Source organism: Pseudomonas frederiksbergensis, assembly GCF_001952935.1.
GTDB classification, from domain to species: Bacteria; Pseudomonadota; Gammaproteobacteria; order Pseudomonadales; family Pseudomonadaceae; genus Aquipseudomonas; species Aquipseudomonas frederiksbergensis.
The window spans coordinates 5,597,225-5,615,442 of sequence record NZ_CP018319.1; the positions used below are offsets into that span (position 1 = coordinate 5,597,225).

An 18,218-nucleotide genomic window follows, 5' to 3' on the forward strand; every position below is an offset into this window, starting at 1 on the left:
CAGGTGTTTTACCTGCCGCTTCGGGCTCGCGCAGGCTGAATTTGGCCCTGCCCTGCCCCCTTACACACTGATAACAAAAACAATGTGGAGCCACCCATGATCGACATCCATTCAACCGATACCCAACGCTGTGAACGCATTCGGTCCAACCCGAAATTCCTTCAATTGGTGAACAGCCGTTCGCGCCTGGCCTGGTCGCTGAGTGCTGCGGTGCTGGGCATTTACTATGCGTTCATGCTGGTGGTGGCGTTTGCCCCGCAGTGGCTGCATGCACCGCTCGCCGAACATCGGATGTTGACCCTGGGCATGCCGGTTGGCGCGGCGATCATCATTTTTTCCTGGCTACTGACCGGTTGGTACGTCTACAGCGCCAACACCCGCTTCGACGCACTGGGCGCGGCCATTCTCGAGGAGAGCAAGTAATGAACCTGCTACGTAAACTTCTCCTCGCCGCTGCCGGGCTGTTGCCGGCCTCCGTCGTGCTGGCTGCACCCGCGCTGGGTGCGGTGGAAAAACAACCACTCAACCTGCATGCGATCGGCATGTTCTTCGTCTTCGTGCTGGGCACCCTGGCCATCACCTGGTGGGCCGCGCGGCAAACCAAATCAACGTCCGACTTCTACACCGCGGGCGGTGGCATCACCGGGTTCCAGAACGGTCTGGCGATTGCGGGCGACTACATGTCTGCGGCCACGCTGCTGGGGCTGTCCAGCCTGGTATTTGCCAAGGGCTACGACGGCTTCATCTATACCATCGGTTTCTTCGTCGGCTGGCCGATCATCACCTTCCTGATGGCCGAGCGCTTGCGCAACCTGGGGCGTTACACCTTTGCCGACATCGTGTCCTATCGACTGGACCAGAACAAAGTGCGGATCTTCGCCGCGTTTGGTTCGCTGACGGTGGTGTGCTGCTACCTGATCGTGCAGATGGTCGGTGCGGGGCAGTTGATCAAATTGCTGTTCGGCCTCGACTACCCGGTTGCGGTGGTGATCGTCGGCGCGCTGATGTTGGTGTATGTCATTTTCGGCGGCATGATCGCCACCACGTGGGTACAGATCATCAAGGCTGTGTTGCTGCTTGCCGGCGGTACGACCCTGGCGTTGATGGCCATGTCGCAATTCGGCTTCAGCTACGAGACCCTGGCCAGCAAAGCCGTCGAAGCCCATGCCAGCGGCTGGAACATCATGGGCCCCGGCTCAATGCTCGCCGATCCGATCAACACCGCTTCGATGTCGCTGGGCCTGGTGTTCGGGATTGCCGGTCTGCCGCACATCCTGATGCGCTTCTTCACCGTGCCTAACGCCAAGGAAGCGCGTAAGTCGGTGTTCTACGCCACGGGCTTCATCGGTTTCTTCTTCCTCGTTGTCTGCACCCTGGGCTTTGCCGCGATGGTGATCATCGGCACTGACCCGCAGTACTACGTTAATGGTGAAGTCGGCGGCGCCTTGATTGGCGGCGGCAACATGGTTGCGATGCACCTGGCCAAAGCGGTCGGTGGCAACCTGTTCTTCGGTTTCCTCTCGGCCGTAGCCTTCGCCACCATTCTGGCGGTGGTCTCCGGGCTGGCCCTGGCCGGTGCTTCGGCGATTTCCCACGATCTCTACGCCACGGTGTTCAAGAAAGGCAAAGCCAGCCAGAAACAGGAAATGCGCGTGACCCGCATGGCCACTGTCGGCCTGGGCATCATCGCGATTCTGCTGGGCATTCTGTTCGAGAAGATGAACGTCGCGTTCCTGGTGGGCCTGACCTTCGGTATCGCCGCATCGACCAACTTCCCGGTGCTGATCATGGCCATGTACTGGAAAGGCCTGACCACCAAAGGCGCAATCATCGGCGGTTTCGCCGGCCTGATCTGCGCGCTGGTGCTGGTGATCCTCTCGCCAGCGGTCTGGGTCACCGTGCTCGGCCATGCTCACGCGATCTTCCCGTACGACCACCCGGCGCTGTTCTCCATGCCGCTGGCGTTCTTCGTGATCGTCGTGGTGTCGAAACTCGACCAAAGCGTGCGGGCCGACAAGGAGCGTGACGCTTACGCCGACCAGTTCGTTCGCGCCCAGACCGGCCTCGGTGCCGCCAGCGCTTCCGCTCATTGATTGAAAGGGCACGGCCTGCTCTAGCGGCGCCGTGCCCATCGCACAACCTTTTGAGGTTCACGTTATGCCCGAATTCAACGCCCCGCTGCGCGACATGCGCTTTGTCTTGCATGAAGTGTTCGACGCCCCGGCCCTGTGGGCACGCTTGCCGGCCCTGGCCGACAGTGTCGACGCCGCCACCGCTGACGCCATTCTTGAGGAGGCGGCCAAAGTCACCTCGCACCTGATTGCGCCATTGAATCGCAGCGGCGACGAGGAAGGCGCCCAGTGGGTCGATGGCCAGGTCAGCACGCCAATCGGTTTCAAACAGGCTTATGCCACCTACATCGAAGGCGGCTGGGTGGGGCTTTCCGGTAACGCCGATTTTGGCGGCATGGGCATGCCGAAGATGCTCGCCGTGCAGTTCGAAGAAATGCTCTACGGCGCCAACTCCAGCTTCGCGCTGTATTCGGCGTTGAGTTCCGGTGCCTGCCTGGCGCTGGATGCTCACGCCAGCGACACCCTGAAAAATCTTTACCTGCCGCCGATGTACGAAGGCCGCTGGGCCGGTTCCATGTGCCTGACCGAAGCCCACGCCGGCACTGATCTGGGAATTATCCGCACCCGTGCCGAACCTCAGGCCGACGGCAGCTTCAGCATTACCGGCAGCAAGATCTTCATCACCGGTGGCGATCAGGACCTGACCGAAAACATTGTCCATCTGGTGCTGGCCAAACTGCCGGACGCACCCGCGGGGCCGAAAGGCATCTCGCTGTTCGTCGTGCCCAAAGTGCTGGTCAATGCCGACGGTTCCCTCGGCGCTGCCAACGCTGTGAGTTGCGGTTCAATCGAACACAAGATGGGCATCAAGGCCTCGGCCACCTGCGTGATGAACTTCGACGGCGCCAGCGGCTGGCTGGTCGGCGAGGCCAACAAAGGTTTGGCAGCGATGTTCACCATGATGAATTACGAACGCCTGTCCATTGGCATTCAGGGCATTGGCTGCGCCGAAGCGTCCTATCAGAGCGCCGTCGCCTATGCCCGTGAGCGGGTTCAGAGTCGCGCGCCGACCGGTGCCATTGCTCCGGACAAAGTGGCTGACCCGATCATCGTCCACCCCGACGTGCGCCGCATGCTGCTGAGCATGAAAGCCATGACCGAGGGCGGCCGTGCGTTCGCCAGCTATGTCGGCCAGCAACTCGATCTGGCGAAGTTTTCCGATGACGACCAGGAACGAGACAACGCGCAAAACCTGGTTGCGCTGCTGACGCCGGTGGCCAAGGCGTTCTTCACCGACACTGGCCTGGAAAGCTGCATCAACGGCCAGCAGGTGTTCGGCGGTCATGGCTACATCCGCGAATGGGGCCAGGAACAATTGGTCCGCGACGTGCGCATCGCGCAGATCTACGAAGGCACCAACGGCATTCAGGCCCTGGACTTGCTTGGACGCAAAGTGCTCGCCGATAAGGGCTGTGCGCTGCGCCAGTTCACCGCTGAGATCCGTCATTTCGCCCATCAGCCTGATGCGCCCTACTGCGCTCAACTGTTCGATGCCGTGCAGCGTCTGGAAGACCTGAGTGACTGGCTGCAGGATCGGGCCGCGACCAATCGCAACGAAGTCGGCGCCGCGTCGGTGGAGTATTTGCACCTGTTCGGTTACGTCGCCTACGCCTGGCTTTGGGCACGCATGGCACAGGTTGCCAAGCAAAAGCTGCCCGAAGACCAAGGGTTTTATGGCGCGAAAATCGCCACCGCCGACTTCTATATCCACCGCCTGCTACCGCGCATTTTGAGCCTGGAGCAATCCATCCGCGCGGGCAGTGCCTCGTTGTTTGGCCTGAGCGCCGAACAGTTCTAACGATTGAACCGCACGCGGCGCCACGCTCCTCTCTTTTTGGCGTTCGCGTTTTTTTATCGATAAGCCCTCGCCCACCTGGCGAGGGCCGCGGGACCTGTCTTTCCATAATAAAAACAAAGGGGCTTCACCATGGACCGCAACACCCGCACCCTCGCTACCCGACTGTTGCTGGCCGGCGGCGTCATCAGCCTCTCGGCCCCCGCCGCCGCTGACTTTGTCAAAGACAGCAAGGCCAGCCTTGAGCTGCGCAACTTCTATTTCAACCGTGACTATCGCCAGGACAACGCCGCCCAATCCAAACAAGAGGAATGGGCCCAGGGGTTCCTGCTGCGCTACGAATCGGGATACACCGACGGGTTGATCGGTGTCGGCTTCGATGCCATCGGCCTGCTCGGCGTCAAGCTCGATTCCAGCCCTGATCGCGCAGGCTCCGGCCTGCTCAAACGTCACCGTGACACGAGTAAAGGGGCGCAGGACGAGTACGGCGAACTGGGCCTGACCGCCAAAGTGCGCGCCTCAAAAAGCACGCTTAAACTGGGCACGCTGCTGCCGAAACTGCCGACGGTACTGGCCAACGATTCACGGCTGTTGCCACAAACCTTCAAGGGCGGTCAGTTGACGTCGCTGGAACTCGAAGGCCTGACCGTGGATGCCGGGCGACTGACCCAGGTCAATCAGCGCGACTCCTCGGACTACGAGGACATGGGCATCACCCGCACCGGCGCCAAGGGCATCACCACGCGACATCTCGACAGCGACAGCTTCGATTTCGCCAGCCTGAACTACAAATGGACCAGCAACCTCGCCACCGGCTACAGCTATGGCCACCTCGACAACTTCTACAGCCAGCACCTGGTCAACCTGACCTACGTCTTGCCAGTCACCACCGGCCAGTCGCTGAAGACGGATCTGCGCTTCGCCCGCTCCACGGACGATGGCGGCAGCAATGTCGATAACAACGCCATCGGCGCGATGTTCACCTACAACCTCGGCGGGCATGCGGTGGGCCTGGGTTATCAAGGCATGAGCGGCGACACCGGCTACGCCTACGTCAACGGCACCGACGCCTTCCTGGTGAACTTCGTGCAGATCGGCGACTTCGCCAGCAAGGACGAACAGTCCTGGCAGGCGCGCTACGACTACAACTTTGCGGCCATCGGCATTCCGGGCCTGACCTTCATGACCCGCTACCTCACCGGCGACAACATCGATCTGGGCGGCAACCGCCCGGAAGGCAAGGAATGGGAACGTGATACCGACATTGGCTATGTCGTGCAAAGCGGGCCATTGAAGAATGTCGGCGTGAAGTGGCGTAACGCGACAGTTCGCTCGACCAACTTCGGCAGCGACCTGGATGAAAACCGGTTGATCGTCAGCTACACCTTGCCAATCTGGTAAGCAAGCCCTCCTCCCCTGATCGTTCCCACGCTCTGCGTGGGAATGCAGCCCGGGACGCTCCGCGTCCCAACAGCGGACGCAGAGCGTCCATTGATGCATTCCCACGCGGAGCGTGGGAACGATCGGTACCCGCTAATCCGCGGCAGGGGCCAGAGTAGGTTAAGATGCCGGCAAACCAGGCCCGCCGCGAGACGCCCCGCATGACTGATACCACCCCCCGCCTGATCAAGAAGTACCCCAATCGCCGACTGTATGACACCCACACCAGCAGTCATTTGACGCTGGCGGACATACGCCAGTTGGTGGTCGACAAAGTTGCCTTTCAGGTGGTCGATGCCAAGAGCGGCGAGGACCTGACCCGCAGTATCCTGCTGCAAGTGATCCTGGAAGCTGAAAGCGGCGGTGAGCCAATCTTCACTACCGAAATGCTGATGGGGATTATCCAGTTCTACGGCCCTTACCAGGGCGTACTCGGCAGCTATCTGGACAAGAGCATTCAAACCGTGATCGACATCCAGTCCCAGACCGGCGCACAGTCGTCCGAGGCCTGGAGCGACTTCATGCACCAGCAGGCGCCGGTGATGCAGGACCTGATGCGCCAATATGTCGATCAGTCAAAGGCGCTGTACCTGAACACCCAGAACCTGTTCGGCATGTTCGGCGGCAAGCCCGGAGCCGATGGCGGAACGAAAAAAAATGGCGATGGGGAATAATCCCATCGCCATTGGTGCTGCTTATCTAATGTGACTTACTTGTTACCGCTGGTAGCCTTGGCACTTGCTTCCGAAGCAGCTTTGGTGGCCGTGGCAGTCGCTGCGTCGAAACTGGTCTGAGCCACATCGGCAGCCTGTTTTACGGCTTTCTGTGCGCTTTCGAACACAGTACCGGCGTTCGCCAGGCTCGACTTGAACGCGGCCACAACAGGCTCGGAGCCGGCAGGTGCATTCTTGCTGATGGTTTCAACGAACTCTTGCACCTGTTGGGTGCCCGCTTCGACCTGGCTCGAGGTCAATTTGGCGATGTCCGACTGAGTACCGACGATCAGCGCTTGAACCTGACGGTTGAACTCGGCCAGACGTTCGGTCTGCGCACTCGGCTGGGTGGAAGAAGCCTGCAGCTCGGCGAAACCTTGTGGATCACGGACGGCCAACAGCTTGCGAACGCCTTCGAAGTGCTCTTCGGTGGAGTCGCGCAGTGCCTTGAACTGCAACTGGCTGAGCTGTTCAACGCTGGCGAAGACTTTGCCGCTGATTTGCTGCAAAAGGTCGAGGTTGGCTTTCTGAGCGGTTTGCAGTTTTTCCGAATTGAAAAAAGACATGCTTGAATCTCCTGGTACTGGAAGGCCCTGATGAGCCTGAGGACGCGATAGCGATCCGGCCAGTCATCGCGTTAGCCTTGATATTGCAGTGCACAAAACTATTTGGCAATGTGTATTTTTGTGCGGTGCAAAATAAACTTTGCTAATGCCCTCTACATACGCTGTAAACTCCTGCTCATCGAACGGCCAGGCTAGCCCTCTTTAACTTGAGGGGTCTGATGGGCCGGTTCCCATGCACAGCGTCAGGAGATCACGATGGGTCAGGAATTAAATATTGCGCTGCAAGATGAAGAGTTCTCCGAGCCCGCCGGCTTGTTCGAACACCTGAATCATCTGCAACGCCTCAATACCCGTAACGTCCTCGACGCCGTGCAGAAGCGCCAGGCAAAAACCTTCGCGCCTTTAAGGCTTGGGCAACTCCGACAGCCAACGCCTGCTGACTGGCAGGAATACTTCACGGACCTCGGCCAACGCAGCGTGTTGTTCTGGGACACCTTGCGTCAGCGCGGCGACAACACCCTGGCCCACGAGCGCGCCGGGTATCCGCTGCTGCTCAAGTTCAATCATGAAACGCTGGTCGCCGGTGAAGACCTGCCCCGCCCGGTCAACTATTCGTTGTTGCAAATCCTCGGCGGTCCTGGACAACAGATCGACAGCAAGAAACAGCCGGTGATCATCATCGATCCCCGCGGCGGTCACGGCTCGGGCATCGGCGGTTTCAAACAGGATTCGGTGATCGGCGAAAGCCTGAGAGCCGGCCACCCCACCTACTTCATCTCCTTCAGTCACTCGCCGCGCCCAGGGCAAACCCTTGCTGATATCACCGACGCCCAAGCGCGGTTCATCGAAGTCGTCAGCGCCCGGCATCCAGACAGCGCCAAACCAGTCGTCATTGGTAATTGCCAGGCGGGCTGGGCGTTAATGGGCCTCGCGGCCACCCGGCCGGAGCTGCCGGGGCTGATCATCGTCAACGGTGCGCCGTTGTCATACTGGGCCGGCGTCAATGGCCGCAATCCGATGCGCTACACCGGCGGTTTGCTGGGCGGTGGCTGGATGGCGCGGCTCGGTAGCGACCTCGGCAATGACCGTTTCGACGGCACCTGGCTAGTCAGCAATTTCGAAAACCTGGACCCGGCCAACACCTTTTGGGGCAAGTACTACCACCTGCTCAGCGAAGTCGACAGCGAGGCCGCACGCTTTCTGGACTTCGAACGCTGGTGGGGCAGCCCGACCCTGCTCAATGGTGAAGAGATCGAGATGATTGTCGACGACCTGTTCATCGGCAATCAGCTGTCCGGTGGACTGGGCCGCAAGAGCAGCGGGCTTGATCTCAAACTGATTGAAGTGCCGGTGGTGGTGTTCTGTTCGTATGGTGACAACATCACCTCCCCGCAGCAGGCACTGGACTGGATCACCGACGTCTACCCCAGCGATCTCGCGTTGCAAAATGCCGGACGCACCATCGTTTACCTGCGACACGCGAGCATCGGTCACCTGGGCATCTTCGTGTCCGGTGACGTGGCGCGGCGTGAACACCGTGAATTGCTCGGTGCGGTCGACGCGATCAATGCACTGTCAGCCGGGCTGTATGAAATGCTGATCGACGACCTGCCGGAGCATTCGGCGACGCCATATGCCGTGCGTTTCGAGCGCCGGCGTATCGCAGACATCCATGGCGAAGTGAAGCCGCCCCGTGATGATGATCGCGAATTCGCCCTGGTGCAGCGCGCGTCCGCCATCAACAACAGCGTTTACGACGAATGCATACGTCCGTGGTTGCGCCAGCTGATCAACGAACCAAGCGCCGAAATGCTGCGCCGGGCGCATCCTTTCCATCAGCAACAAGTGGCCTGGAGCAGTTTGAACCCGGCGCTCTGGTGGCTGGCAGGCAGCGCCGCCCAAGTGAGCAAGGATCGTCACCCCGCCAGCCAGAACAACCCGTTGCTGGTCTGGCAGGAACTGTTTTCCAATCAGGTGCAGGACGCCTTGAACGGTTATCGCGACCTGCGTGATGCGGCTCAGGAAATGTGTTTCTACGGCGTGTATGGCGTACTCAACAGCCTCACCGGCAATGCACCGGGGCGAAATCTGCAGGAACATGCCGAGCAGCACGACAAGGTGTTGATCGAGCGTTTGCAGGATGCCCTGCCCCTCGGCGGCCTGATGGAAGCCTTGATACGGATCCTGTTCCTGCTGGGCCGCGACAGCGACGAGCCGGGCAAGGAAAGTGTCGAAAAATTGATCCTGCAACTGCAAGTGCTGCTTCAGGACTACAGTGCCGAGCCGCTTGATTTGCGCGAAACCCTGCGCCTGCAAAAACTGCTGGTCGCCACCCATCCGCAAGAAAGCCTGCACAGCCTGCCCTTGATGCTTGCCGAGGTCGAAGAACGCCAGCAAGTACTCGCGGCCGTCGCCAACTTGCTGCCGGAACTGCTGACCAGCGGCGCAGACAACCTCTTCTGGCGTGAGCTGCACACCCTGCTCGAGGTGCCAATGCCAGGTTTCAGCCTGACCCAACCACCGGGTGAAGCCGATGCCAGCGTAGAGAACGTGCCGGTGGTTACCCCTGAGCCGATCAAGCAGAAAGCCCCAGCGGTAACCCCGGAGCCAATCAAACAGAAAACCCCGGTCGTCATCCCCGAGCCAATCAAACAGAAAACCCCGGTCGTCATCCCCGAGCCAATCAAGCGAAAAATACCCGCAGTGACCCCAGACCCCATCGCCAAGGTTGCGAGTCCAGTGCGCAAACCTGCCAAGGGCAAGAAAGGCGTGAAAAAACCTCCGGTGAAATAACGTTGAACACCGAGGAGGACCGCGTCAGACCGACGCGGCTTCCTTGATTTCAAACGATTCATCGGCCCGATACTGACCGGGCGTCATGCCAAACCAGCGGCTACAGGCTTTGTTGAAACTGCTGTGATCATGAAAACCAAGGAGATACGCGACATGCTTCATGTTGAAGTGAGAATGGCGCAGGTAGAAATCGGCCAATTGCCGGCGCACCGCGTTCTGCACATCCTTGAATTGCGTCCCTTCCTTTTCCAGTGCACGTTGCAGCGTCCGCTTGCTGATGTTCAATGCCGCCGCGATCGACTCCATGTCGCATTGCCCCTGGCCCTGGCTCAAGCGCTCGGTAATCAACGCGCGAATCCTGCTGACAATGCAAAAACCAAACAGCAGGTCCAGTTGAGCCTCGGCAAAACTGTCATGCAGCACCGCCAATGTTTCATTGGCCATGCTCAACGGACGCATCAGTTCCTGACCGTCAAACAAAATGCTGTCGAAAGGCGCGTCGAAATGCAGGTCGCAGCCAAACAGCCGACGATGCTCGGTGGTGTCTTCAGGTTCGGGATAGGTGAATCCCACGCTCAAGGGTTGCGGGGCGTTGCCGCCCGCCAGCTTACGACAGAAGCCCAGCAATGAAGCCAGCGCTGCATCGGTGTATTGGCGAGGTTTGACCGAACCTTTTTGTTGATGATCGAAGCCGGAAAGCCGGTAGCTCTGCTGTTCCGATGTAAAGAAAAGGCTGAAGCCGGTACCGATCAACGGACTGAAACGGACCAGTCGTTCAAGGGCTTTTTTCAGATTCAGGCTGGACATCATGGTGTAGCCGACGATCTGAAAGCTGCCGGGGTGGAAACTTCCATAGGCCTTCAAGCCGATGTCTGGATCACCCGAGGCCTGGGCGGCCAGATCCCATAGTCGATAGATTGCCCTTCGCTCGCAAAACGCTCCTGGCTTGTTCGCAAGCTTCATGTCTAGTTCAGCCTCCTGGCACAGACTGGCAACATCCAGTCCTTGAGCCAAGAGCGTATTTACCAACACGCTGGCATAGCCTGAACTCATTCTATACATGGCGTCCTCAATGACCTGTGGAACCGAACATCCTGTCCGGAGCCATAACTGATCTGCGATGAATCAAAACTCTAACGGGTTGTTTCGTTGCCAATATTGATCCCAGTATAGGTACTCCTCGTTTTTAGCCAGTATTTCAGGCCGGTCGTCGCCTTGTAGCAGTGGCCGATGAGCGTCGAGACGACGACAGAAAGTTCCGTTGCGCTTCGTGCATGGCACCGTTGGACACCAGACCGTCACCTCTCAACACTTCCGCACACCCCGCCAATACCGAACAATCCCCCATCTTGCAGCGCAAAATACAAAAAGGAAGAGTGCATATGAAGTCGCTTGGTCGTATTGCGTTGGTCACGGGTGGTATGGGTGGGATTGGCACTGCGATTAGCCAGCGCCTGTACAAGGAAGGATTCAAGGTCATCGTGGGCTGCAGCTCCGATTCCGCCCGCAAGAAAGAATGGATGGCGAGCCAACAGGAGGCGGGTTATCAATTCGAATGCATCTATGGCGACATCACCGATTGGGAATCAACGCGCAAAGCGTTCGAAATGGCACGTGAGCAATTCGGCCCGATCGATGTATTGGTCAACAACGCCGGGATCACGCGTGATGCGTCCTTTCGCAAGCTGACGCCCGAAGACTGGAACGCGGTCATCGGCACCAACCTCAGCGGCCTGTTCAACACCACCAAACAGGTGATTGAAGGGATGCTGACCAAGGGCTGGGGCCGGGTCATCAACATCTCCTCGATCAACGGTCAGCGCGGCCAGTTCGGTCAGACCAACTACAGCGCGGCCAAGGCCGGCATCCATGGTTTCACCATGGCCCTGGCGCGGGAAGTATCCGGCAAGGGCGTGACCGTCAATACCGTTTCCCCAGGCTACATCCAGACCAGCATGACCGCGGCCATTCGCCAGGACATTCTCGACACCATGATCGCGGCCACACCGGTCGGGCGTCTCGGCCAACCAGAAGAAATCGCCTCCATCGTGGCCTGGCTGGCTTCCGATGAATCGGCCTACAGCACCGGGGCCGACTTCTCGGTCAACGGCGGCATGAACATGCAATAGACCTGTCAGGGCATGGACGCCCTGCTTTCGCTCGACAACATCTTAATGAGGTCACGCATGAACGAAGTCGTAATCGTTGCCGCTACTCGTACCGCCATTGGCAGTTTTCAAGGTGCCTTGTCCGCGATTCCAGCCACCGAGCTGGGCGCGGCGGTCATTCGCCGTTTGCTGGAAGAGACCGGTCTGGACGGCTCGCAGATCGATGAAGTGATCCTCGGCCAGGTACTCACCGCAGGCTCGGGGCAAAACCCGGCACGCCAGACGGCGATCAAGGCCGGCCTGCCCCACACCACCCCTGCCCTGACCCTGAACAAGGTCTGCGGCTCGGGCCTCAAGGCGGTCCAATTGGCGGTCCAGGCCATCCGTTGTGGCGACGCCGAACTCATCATTGCCGGCGGTCAGGAAAACATGAGCCTGGCGCCTTATGTTCTGCCCAAGGCCCGTACCGGTTTGCGCCTGGGTCATGCGCAACTGCAAGACAGCGTGATTCAGGACGGTTTGTGGGACGCCTTCAACGACTACCACATGGGCATCACCGCCGAGAACCTGGCGCAAAAATACGAACTGAGTCGCGAAGACCAGGACGCTTTCGCCGCGGCCTCGCAACAGAAAGCCGCTGCTGCCATCGAAGCAGGCTACTTCAAGCGTGAAATCACCCCGATCCTGATCCCTCAGCGCAAGGGTGAGCCGCTGGTCTTCGACACCGATGAACAGCCGCGTCCGGGCAGCACCCTGCAAGCGCTGGGCAACCTCAAACCCGCGTTCCAGAAAACCGGCAGCGTGACCGCCGGCAACTCGTCGACCCTCAACGACGGCGCCGCCGTGCTGTTGCTGGCCAGCTCCGCCAAGGCCCTGGCCCTCGGCTTGCCGGTACTGGCGCGGATCAAGGCTTACGCGAGCGCTGGCGTGGACCCCTCGATCATGGGCATCGGCCCGGTCCCGGCCACCCGCTTGGCATTGACCAAAGCCGGCTGGAGCCTGGACGACCTCGACCTGATCGAAGCCAATGAAGCGTTCGCCGCGCAATCACTGGCCGTTGGCAAGGAACTGGGTTGGGACACCAGCAAGGTCAACGTCAACGGTGGCGCGATTGCCCTGGGTCATCCGATCGGCGCATCAGGCGCGCGAATCCTGGTGTCGCTGTTGCACGAACTGATTCGTCGCGACGGAAAAAAAGGCTTGGCTACGTTGTGCATCGGTGGCGGCCAGGGTGTCAGCCTGGTCATCGAGCGCTAGAAGAAACACAGGACTGCTTGCTTGACTGCTGACGCGGCGCCGAAGTCCGGCGCCGCGGTTTTTTTCTGCCCGGTTTACTGATGTGGGCAAGGAGTTCCATGGACAACAACGCGCATACCTTCAACACCTTCTGGTCAGGCCAGGTTCCGTTCATTGCCTCCTTTGCAGTGCAACAGCTACGTCTCTGGGTCAGCACCAATCCGTGGTTTACCGGCCAGGACTACAACGCGTGGTTTGACCTGCCGCGCAGCACCCTGGACAGCCTTCAATCGGACTACCAACAGCAATGGGGCGCACTCGGCCAGCAACTGCTGACCGGTCAGCCATTCAGCTTCGAGGATCGGCGTTTTGCCAGCGGCAACTGGAGCCAGCCCCTGTTCGGCTCGCTCGCTGCGTTTTATCTGCTCAACGCCGGGTTCCTGCTCAAGCTGCTGGACAAGTTGGCGATCCCGGACAAAAAACCGCGCCAGCGCCTGCTCTATCTGGTGGAACAAGCCATCGCCGCCGGCGCGCCGAGCAATTTCCTGGCGAGTAATCCGGATGCGTTGCAACGTGTCGTCGATACCCAGGGCAGCAGCCTCCTCACCGGCCTGTTGCACCTGGCCAGCGACCTGCAAGAAGGCAAGATGCGCCAGTGCGACGCCGGTGCATTCAAAGTCGGTGTCGATCTCGCCAACACCCCTGGTGAAGTGGTGTTCGAGAACGAACTGTTCCAGCTGATTCAGTATTACCCGCAAAGCGAAACCCAATACCGGCGCCCGGTGTTTGTCGTGCCGCCGTCCATCAACAAGTACTACATTCTCGACTTGCGCCCGGACAACTCGATGGTTGCCCATCTGTTGAAACAAGGGCATCCGGTGTTTCTGATGTCGTGGCGCAACTTCGACCAGGAGCACGCCGCCACCACTTGGGATGACCTGATCGAAACCGGCATCATCAAAGGCCTGCAAGTGACCCGCGAGATCAGCGGCGAGCAACGGCCCAATTGTGTCGGCTTCTGCATTGGCGGCACCTTGTTGAGTTCGGCGCTGGCGGTCCTGGCGGCGCGCGGCGACCGCGAGATTGGCAGCGTGAGCCTGTTGACCACCTTCCTTGACTACCTCGATACCGGTCCTATCGACATTTTTGTCGACGAACAATTGGTGGCCTACCGCGAGCGCACCATCGGCGGCCAGGATGGGCCCATCGGCCTGTTCAAGGGCGAGGACATGGGCAATACCTTCTCGCTGCTGCGGCCCAACGACTTGTGGTGGAACTACAACGTCGACAAATACCTCAAGGGCCAGAAACCGATCCCCCTCGACCTGCTGTTCTGGAACAACGACAGCACCAACCTGCCGGGCCCGATGTACTGTTGGTATTTGCGCCACACCTACCTGCAGAACGACCTGAAATCCGGTGAGCTGGACTGTTGCGGGGTCAAGCTGGACCTGCGCGCCATTGATGCTCCGGCGTACATCCTCGCCACCCACGACGATCACATCGTGCCGTGGCGAAGCGCTTACGCCAGCACCGAGTTGCTCTCCGGGACCAAGCGTTTTGTGCTGGGCGCATCAGGGCATATCGCCGGGGTGATCAACCCGCCGGCCAAGGAAAAACGCCACTACTGGACCAACAACCGGGTCACCAAAAATCCGGAAACCTGGTTCAAGAACGCCCAGCAACATTCCGGTAGCTGGTGGAATGATTGGTTCGTCTGGCTGGCTGAACAGTCCGGCGAACGCCAGCCCTCGGTGCTGCACACCGGCAACGCGCAATACCCGGCAATCGAGTCGGCGCCGGGGCGTTATGTGATGCAGTGACAGTGTCGGCCTTGTGGCGAGGGAGCTTGTCGGAACGCCGCACCGTCCCGCTTGAGTGCGCAGCGCTCACAAAAATCGGTATGGATATCAGATTTTTGGGGCCGCTACGCAGCCCAGCGGGAGCGAGCTCCCTCGCCACGGGTTCTCGCTGACTCAAGACGATTTGAAGTGAATCAGAAAACGGCGGAAGGCAGCCGGAGTCGAACCTGCCCGGGAACGGATGCCGTCCCCAACCGGGTTTGAAGCCCGGCCGCGCCACCGGGCGCGATTGCCTTCCTTGAAATCAGTAATCGGTGCGTTGGGCCAGGGCATTGTCGAGGCGCAGATGGCGCTTGTCGCCAAACCGTCGCGTCAGGCCGATCCGGTCGAAGTATTCGAGAATCTGGATGCTGCGCTTGCGACCCAGGCCCACGGCATCACGAAACGCCGAGACCTGAATCACCGGGTTTTGCGCGGCCAGTTGCACAAGCATAGCCGCCAAACGGCGGATCATCGTGTCGGTGTAGAACAGGTCACGGACGACTTGATGCAGCAATCCCAACCTCGCCATTTTGCACAACAGCAAACGCACGGCCGCCTCGTCATGGCCAATGTCGCGCACCCACGGCGGAGCAAAACCAGCCTGTTCGAACAACGGTTGCAAGTGCTGCCACAGGGCTTCGTCGGCTTCGCTTAAACGCACTTGATGGTCAGGCAAATGCAGCCATGGTCCGCTGGCGGCAAGGGCACCGCTGGCGAGCAACTCGTCGAGCAGGCTGATGAACGTCGGACGCTCCAGCGCTGTGCCGCTGAACCGCCGCAGGCGATCCCGGTCCGGGCCCATTTGATCCGGTTCCAGTTGATGAAAACGGGCGAGGTGGTCCAGCAACGGCGCTTTCAGCGCGTCCCAGCGGGCCGCACTGAACAGCAACGGGCCTTGGCGGGTGTCGATCAGGCGCACGTCATCGGGCAAAACCCAGGTGTTGCGGGGGCGGTTGAACTGACGCTCCAGACGCCGCGGGTCGAACCCGGTGTCGCTGTTGGCCAATAACGCCGGCAGGATCTCCTCCAACGCATTGCCTGTGGCGAGGGCATGTAACTGCGCCAACCGTTCGGGGCTGCGGCGTTGTCGGGTCGGTGCAAACGGGTCGAGCACCCGCGCGCCGCCAAGGGTGCGTTGGGCGCTCTGGTCCCGCAGGATCAATGGATCGCCCTTCACGACCTGTACCGGCGCGTTCAACAGCAGCTGCGCGAACATCCGCTCACTCGGCAAAAGGCGGGAGCCTTCCAGCAATGCCACCCGGCCGGTGACATCCTGAGTTCCCACGTGAACATGCACAGGCTGAAAGTGCTCGAAGGCTTTGGGTTCGCTGGCCAACAATTGCAGGTCGATATCCACTCGTTGGGTCGGCGCGTACAGCCACTCGGCCGACAGCCACTGACCGCGATGGATCTGCTCCAGGGCCAAGCGTTCGCCACTCAGGTTCAACGCGACGCGCTGTCCGGCCATTGCGATCTCGGCCGCCCGATTCTGCGCATGCAGCCCGCGCACGCGAACGGGTTTGCCCCGCGGGCCGAGCATCAGCGTATCGCCCACGGCCACCACGCCAGACAACGCAGTGCCGGTCACCACGATACCGACGCCGGCGACGCTGAAGGCACGATCGATCGCCAGGTGAAAACCGCCAAGGGTGCTGCGTTGAAGCACTTCACGTTGCGCCGCGAGCAAGGCCTGTCGCAACGTCTCGACGCCCTCCCCGGTCACACTCGACAGCGCAATCTGCGGCGCGTCGGCATAAGGCCCCGGTGCCAACAGCGTCTGGACCTGATCGCGAACGGCTTGCACTCTGGACGGTTCGACCCGGTCGCATTTGCTGATCGCCACCAGCGCCCGAGGGATGCCCAGCAGTTCAACGATGGCCAGGTGTTCGCGAGTCTGCGGCATGACGCCATCGTCGGCCGCGACCACCAGCAACACCAGATCAATGCCCTGGGCCCCCGCCAGCATGTTGTGGGTGAAGCGCTCATGACCGGGCACGTCGATAAAACCGGTCAAGGGCGCATGGGATTCCAGTGCCGCGTAGAGGTAGCCGAGGTCGATGGTCATGCCGCGTTCACGCTCTTCCCGACGCCGGTCGCCGAGCAGGCCGGTCAGTGCCTGGAGCAAGGCCGTCTTGCCGTGGTCGATGTGCCCTGCGGTGCCGACGATCACGCTAGGGTGCCTGCAATCTGATCGAGTTGCGCCAGCCACGCTGGCTCATCGTCCAGTTGCCGCAGGTCCAGCCACAACGCATCGTCATCAATGCGCCCGATTACCGGAATCGGCAACGCTCGCAGGGCAGCTTCCAGGCCATGCAGCTGCCGTCCACGAAGACGTTTGGAGACGTGCGGTCGCAGGCATAACGCGGCACTGGGCAATCGCGCCACCGGTTGGCTGCCGCTGCCGATCATCCCCAACGCCAGTACTGCGCTGACGCTCCAGTCATCGCCCAGGATTTTAGCCAGCGAGGGTTGCAGGCGCTCAGCCTGGGCGAGGATGTCCGCCTGCGGTCGGGTCAACAGGCGCAAACTCGGCAGCCGCTCAGCCAGACGTTCAGGGTCGCGGTACAAGCCCAACACCGCTTCGAGGGCAGCGAGGGTCAGTTTGTCGACCCGCAAGGCGCGTTTGAGTGGGTTCTTCTTGATCTTCGCGATCAGGTCTTTGCGGCCGACAATCAACCCGGCCTGTGGGCCACCCAATAGTTTGTCGCCACTGAAGGTGACGATGTCAGCGCCATCGCTCAGCGCCTGGCGCACCGTTGGTTCGGCGGGCAAGCCCCAGCGCGTCAGGTCCAGCAGGCTGCCGCTGCCGAGGTCTTCAAGCAATGGCAAACCGTGTTGATGCGCGAGTAGCGCCAACTCGGCGGTCGGCACCCGCGCGGTGAAGCCTTCGATGTTGTAGTTGCTCGCATGGACGCGCATCAGCAAACCGCTACGTGGGCCAATGGCCGCCTCGTAATCCCGGGCATGAGTGCGATTGGTGGTGCCGACTTCGTGGAGCCTGACCCCGGCCCTGGCCATGATGTCGGGAATGCGGAAGGCGCCACCGATTTCGATCAATTCGCCCCGGGAAATGATGCCTTCCTTGCGCGCGCCCAGACTGTTGAGCGCCAGCAACACCGCAGCGGCGTTGTTGTTGACCACCGTCACCGCCTCGGCGCCGGTCAGCTCGCGGATCAAGCCTTCGATCAGGTCATCACGGTCGCCGCGCTGGCCGCTGTTTAGATCGAATTCCAGGTTAAGCGGATAGCGGGCCGCCCTTTGCACCGCTTCGATGGCTTCCTCCGGCAACAACGCTCGCCCCAGATTGGTGTGCAGCACCGTGCCGGTGAGGTTGAACACCCGGCGCACATTGCTGCGATGCTGAAAGGCCAAGCGTTCACCCGCCCTGCCCGCCAACGCTTCAGGCGCGATTTCAATGGCGTCGAGTTGCCCTGAAAGCACCGGTTCACGCAAGTCATCGAGCAATTGCCGCAGGCTGGCCAGCAGGGCGTCACGCCCGTAACGCTCGGCCAATGGCTGACAGGCGCGATGACGCAGCAAGCTGTCGATTGAAGGCAGCCGCAGGGTTGAGCTGGCGGATCTGGAAGACAT

Annotated in this window: 13 protein-coding genes and 1 tRNA gene; 9 read left to right on the forward strand and 5 right to left on the reverse strand. The window is 60.5% G+C overall.

Annotated elements, in window-relative coordinates; all coding sequences use genetic code 11:
- The first annotated feature begins 96 nt into the window (after positions 1–96).
- From PFAS1_RS26260 to phaR, 5 genes are all read left to right on the forward strand, one after another.
- The gene (locus PFAS1_RS26260) at positions 97–423 is read left to right on the forward strand and encodes a DUF485 domain-containing protein (protein WP_074876610.1); all 327 of its coding nucleotides are present in this window, start codon (positions 97–99) and stop codon (positions 421–423) included.
- Entirely contained in the window at positions 423–2,093 is a 1,671-nt protein-coding gene (locus PFAS1_RS26265; RefSeq protein WP_074876608.1) for a cation acetate symporter, read from the forward strand. Before PFAS1_RS26260 ends, PFAS1_RS26265 begins: the two co-directional genes overlap by 1 nt.
- Positions 2,094–2,157: 64 nt before the next feature.
- Complete coding sequence (locus PFAS1_RS26270; protein WP_076031118.1) at positions 2,158–3,930, forward strand: acyl-CoA dehydrogenase C-terminal domain-containing protein; 1,773 nt, start codon at positions 2,158–2,160, stop codon at positions 3,928–3,930.
- A 129-nt stretch (positions 3,931–4,059) separates the two neighbouring features.
- Positions 4,060–5,328: an OprD family porin gene (locus PFAS1_RS26275; RefSeq protein ID WP_076031119.1), complete on the forward strand. Its 1,269-nt coding sequence runs from the start codon at positions 4,060–4,062 to the stop codon at positions 5,326–5,328.
- Between the two features lie 164 nt (positions 5,329–5,492).
- Complete coding sequence (gene phaR / locus PFAS1_RS26280) at positions 5,493–6,041, forward strand: polyhydroxyalkanoate synthesis repressor PhaR (RefSeq protein ID WP_102614684.1); 549 nt, start codon at positions 5,493–5,495, stop codon at positions 6,039–6,041.
- Between the two features lie 35 nt (positions 6,042–6,076).
- Here the strand turns inward: phaR and phaP are convergent, their stop codons facing one another.
- The gene (phaP, locus tag PFAS1_RS26285) at positions 6,077–6,646 is read right to left on the reverse strand and encodes a TIGR01841 family phasin (RefSeq protein ID WP_076031120.1); all 570 of its coding nucleotides are present in this window, start codon (positions 6,644–6,646) and stop codon (positions 6,077–6,079) included.
- 255 nt (positions 6,647–6,901) lie between these two features.
- Here phaP and PFAS1_RS26290 point away from each other — a divergent pair, with 255 nt between their 5' ends.
- On the forward strand, positions 6,902–9,439 hold the full coding sequence (locus PFAS1_RS26290; RefSeq protein ID WP_076031121.1) for a DUF3141 domain-containing protein: 2,538 nt from the start codon (positions 6,902–6,904) through the stop codon (positions 9,437–9,439).
- A gap of 24 nt (positions 9,440–9,463) precedes the next feature.
- Here the strand turns inward: PFAS1_RS26290 and PFAS1_RS26295 are convergent, their stop codons facing one another.
- Entirely contained in the window at positions 9,464–10,501 is a 1,038-nt protein-coding gene (locus tag PFAS1_RS26295; RefSeq protein WP_076031122.1) for an AraC family transcriptional regulator, read from the reverse strand.
- A 320-nt stretch (positions 10,502–10,821) separates the two neighbouring features.
- Here PFAS1_RS26295 and phbB point away from each other — a divergent pair, with 320 nt between their 5' ends.
- The 3 genes from phbB (at position 10,822) to phaC (ending at position 14,606) form a co-directional block, all read left to right on the forward strand.
- On the forward strand, positions 10,822–11,568 hold the full coding sequence (gene phbB / locus PFAS1_RS26300; RefSeq protein WP_076031123.1) for an acetoacetyl-CoA reductase: 747 nt from the start codon (positions 10,822–10,824) through the stop codon (positions 11,566–11,568).
- Positions 11,569–11,625: 57 nt separating this feature from the next.
- A complete protein-coding gene (locus PFAS1_RS26305) occupies positions 11,626–12,804 on the forward strand; it encodes an acetyl-CoA C-acetyltransferase (protein ID WP_076031124.1) in 1,179 nt (392 codons plus the stop codon).
- Positions 12,805–12,902: 98 nt separating this feature from the next.
- Positions 12,903–14,606, forward strand: coding sequence for a class I poly(R)-hydroxyalkanoic acid synthase (gene phaC, locus PFAS1_RS26310; RefSeq protein WP_076031125.1), 1,704 nt, complete (start codon positions 12,903–12,905; stop codon positions 14,604–14,606).
- A gap of 184 nt (positions 14,607–14,790) precedes the next feature.
- Here phaC and PFAS1_RS29655 read toward each other — a convergent pair.
- The 3 genes from PFAS1_RS29655 to selA all read right to left on the reverse strand — a co-directional run bounded on the left by PFAS1_RS29655 (position 14,791) and on the right by selA (position 18,218).
- Positions 14,791–14,883 (reverse strand) — tRNA-Sec (locus tag PFAS1_RS29655).
- Between the two features lie 6 nt (positions 14,884–14,889).
- A complete protein-coding gene (selB, locus tag PFAS1_RS26315; protein ID WP_076031126.1) occupies positions 14,890–16,797 on the reverse strand; it encodes a selenocysteine-specific translation elongation factor in 1,908 nt (635 codons plus the stop codon).
- Positions 16,794–18,218, reverse strand: coding sequence for an L-seryl-tRNA(Sec) selenium transferase (gene selA, locus PFAS1_RS26320; protein WP_076031127.1), 1,425 nt, complete (start codon positions 18,216–18,218; stop codon positions 16,794–16,796). The genes selB and selA overlap by 4 nt, the downstream gene beginning before the upstream one ends.

Coding starts and splice junctions, on each gene's coding strand:
- selA (WP_076031127.1), bottom strand. CDS start 18,218: ATGTCTTCCAGATCCGCCAGCTCAACCCTGCGGCTGCCTTCAATCGAC.
- PFAS1_RS26260 (WP_074876610.1), top strand. CDS start 97: ATGATCGACATCCATTCAACCGATACCCAACGCTGTGAACGCATTCGG.
- phaP (WP_076031120.1), bottom strand. CDS start 6,646: ATGTCTTTTTTCAATTCGGAAAAACTGCAAACCGCTCAGAAAGCCAAC.
- PFAS1_RS26290 (WP_076031121.1), top strand. CDS start 6,902: ATGGGTCAGGAATTAAATATTGCGCTGCAAGATGAAGAGTTCTCCGAG.
- phbB (WP_076031123.1), top strand. CDS start 10,822: ATGAAGTCGCTTGGTCGTATTGCGTTGGTCACGGGTGGTATGGGTGGG.
- phaC (WP_076031125.1), top strand. CDS start 12,903: ATGGACAACAACGCGCATACCTTCAACACCTTCTGGTCAGGCCAGGTT.
- PFAS1_RS26305 (WP_076031124.1), top strand. CDS start 11,626: ATGAACGAAGTCGTAATCGTTGCCGCTACTCGTACCGCCATTGGCAGT.
- PFAS1_RS26295 (WP_076031122.1), bottom strand. CDS start 10,501: ATGTATAGAATGAGTTCAGGCTATGCCAGCGTGTTGGTAAATACGCTC.
- phaR (WP_102614684.1), top strand. CDS start 5,493: ATGCCGGCAAACCAGGCCCGCCGCGAGACGCCCCGCATGACTGATACC.
- PFAS1_RS26270 (WP_076031118.1), top strand. CDS start 2,158: ATGCCCGAATTCAACGCCCCGCTGCGCGACATGCGCTTTGTCTTGCAT.
- PFAS1_RS26275 (WP_076031119.1), top strand. CDS start 4,060: ATGGACCGCAACACCCGCACCCTCGCTACCCGACTGTTGCTGGCCGGC.
- PFAS1_RS26265 (WP_074876608.1), top strand. CDS start 423: ATGAACCTGCTACGTAAACTTCTCCTCGCCGCTGCCGGGCTGTTGCCG.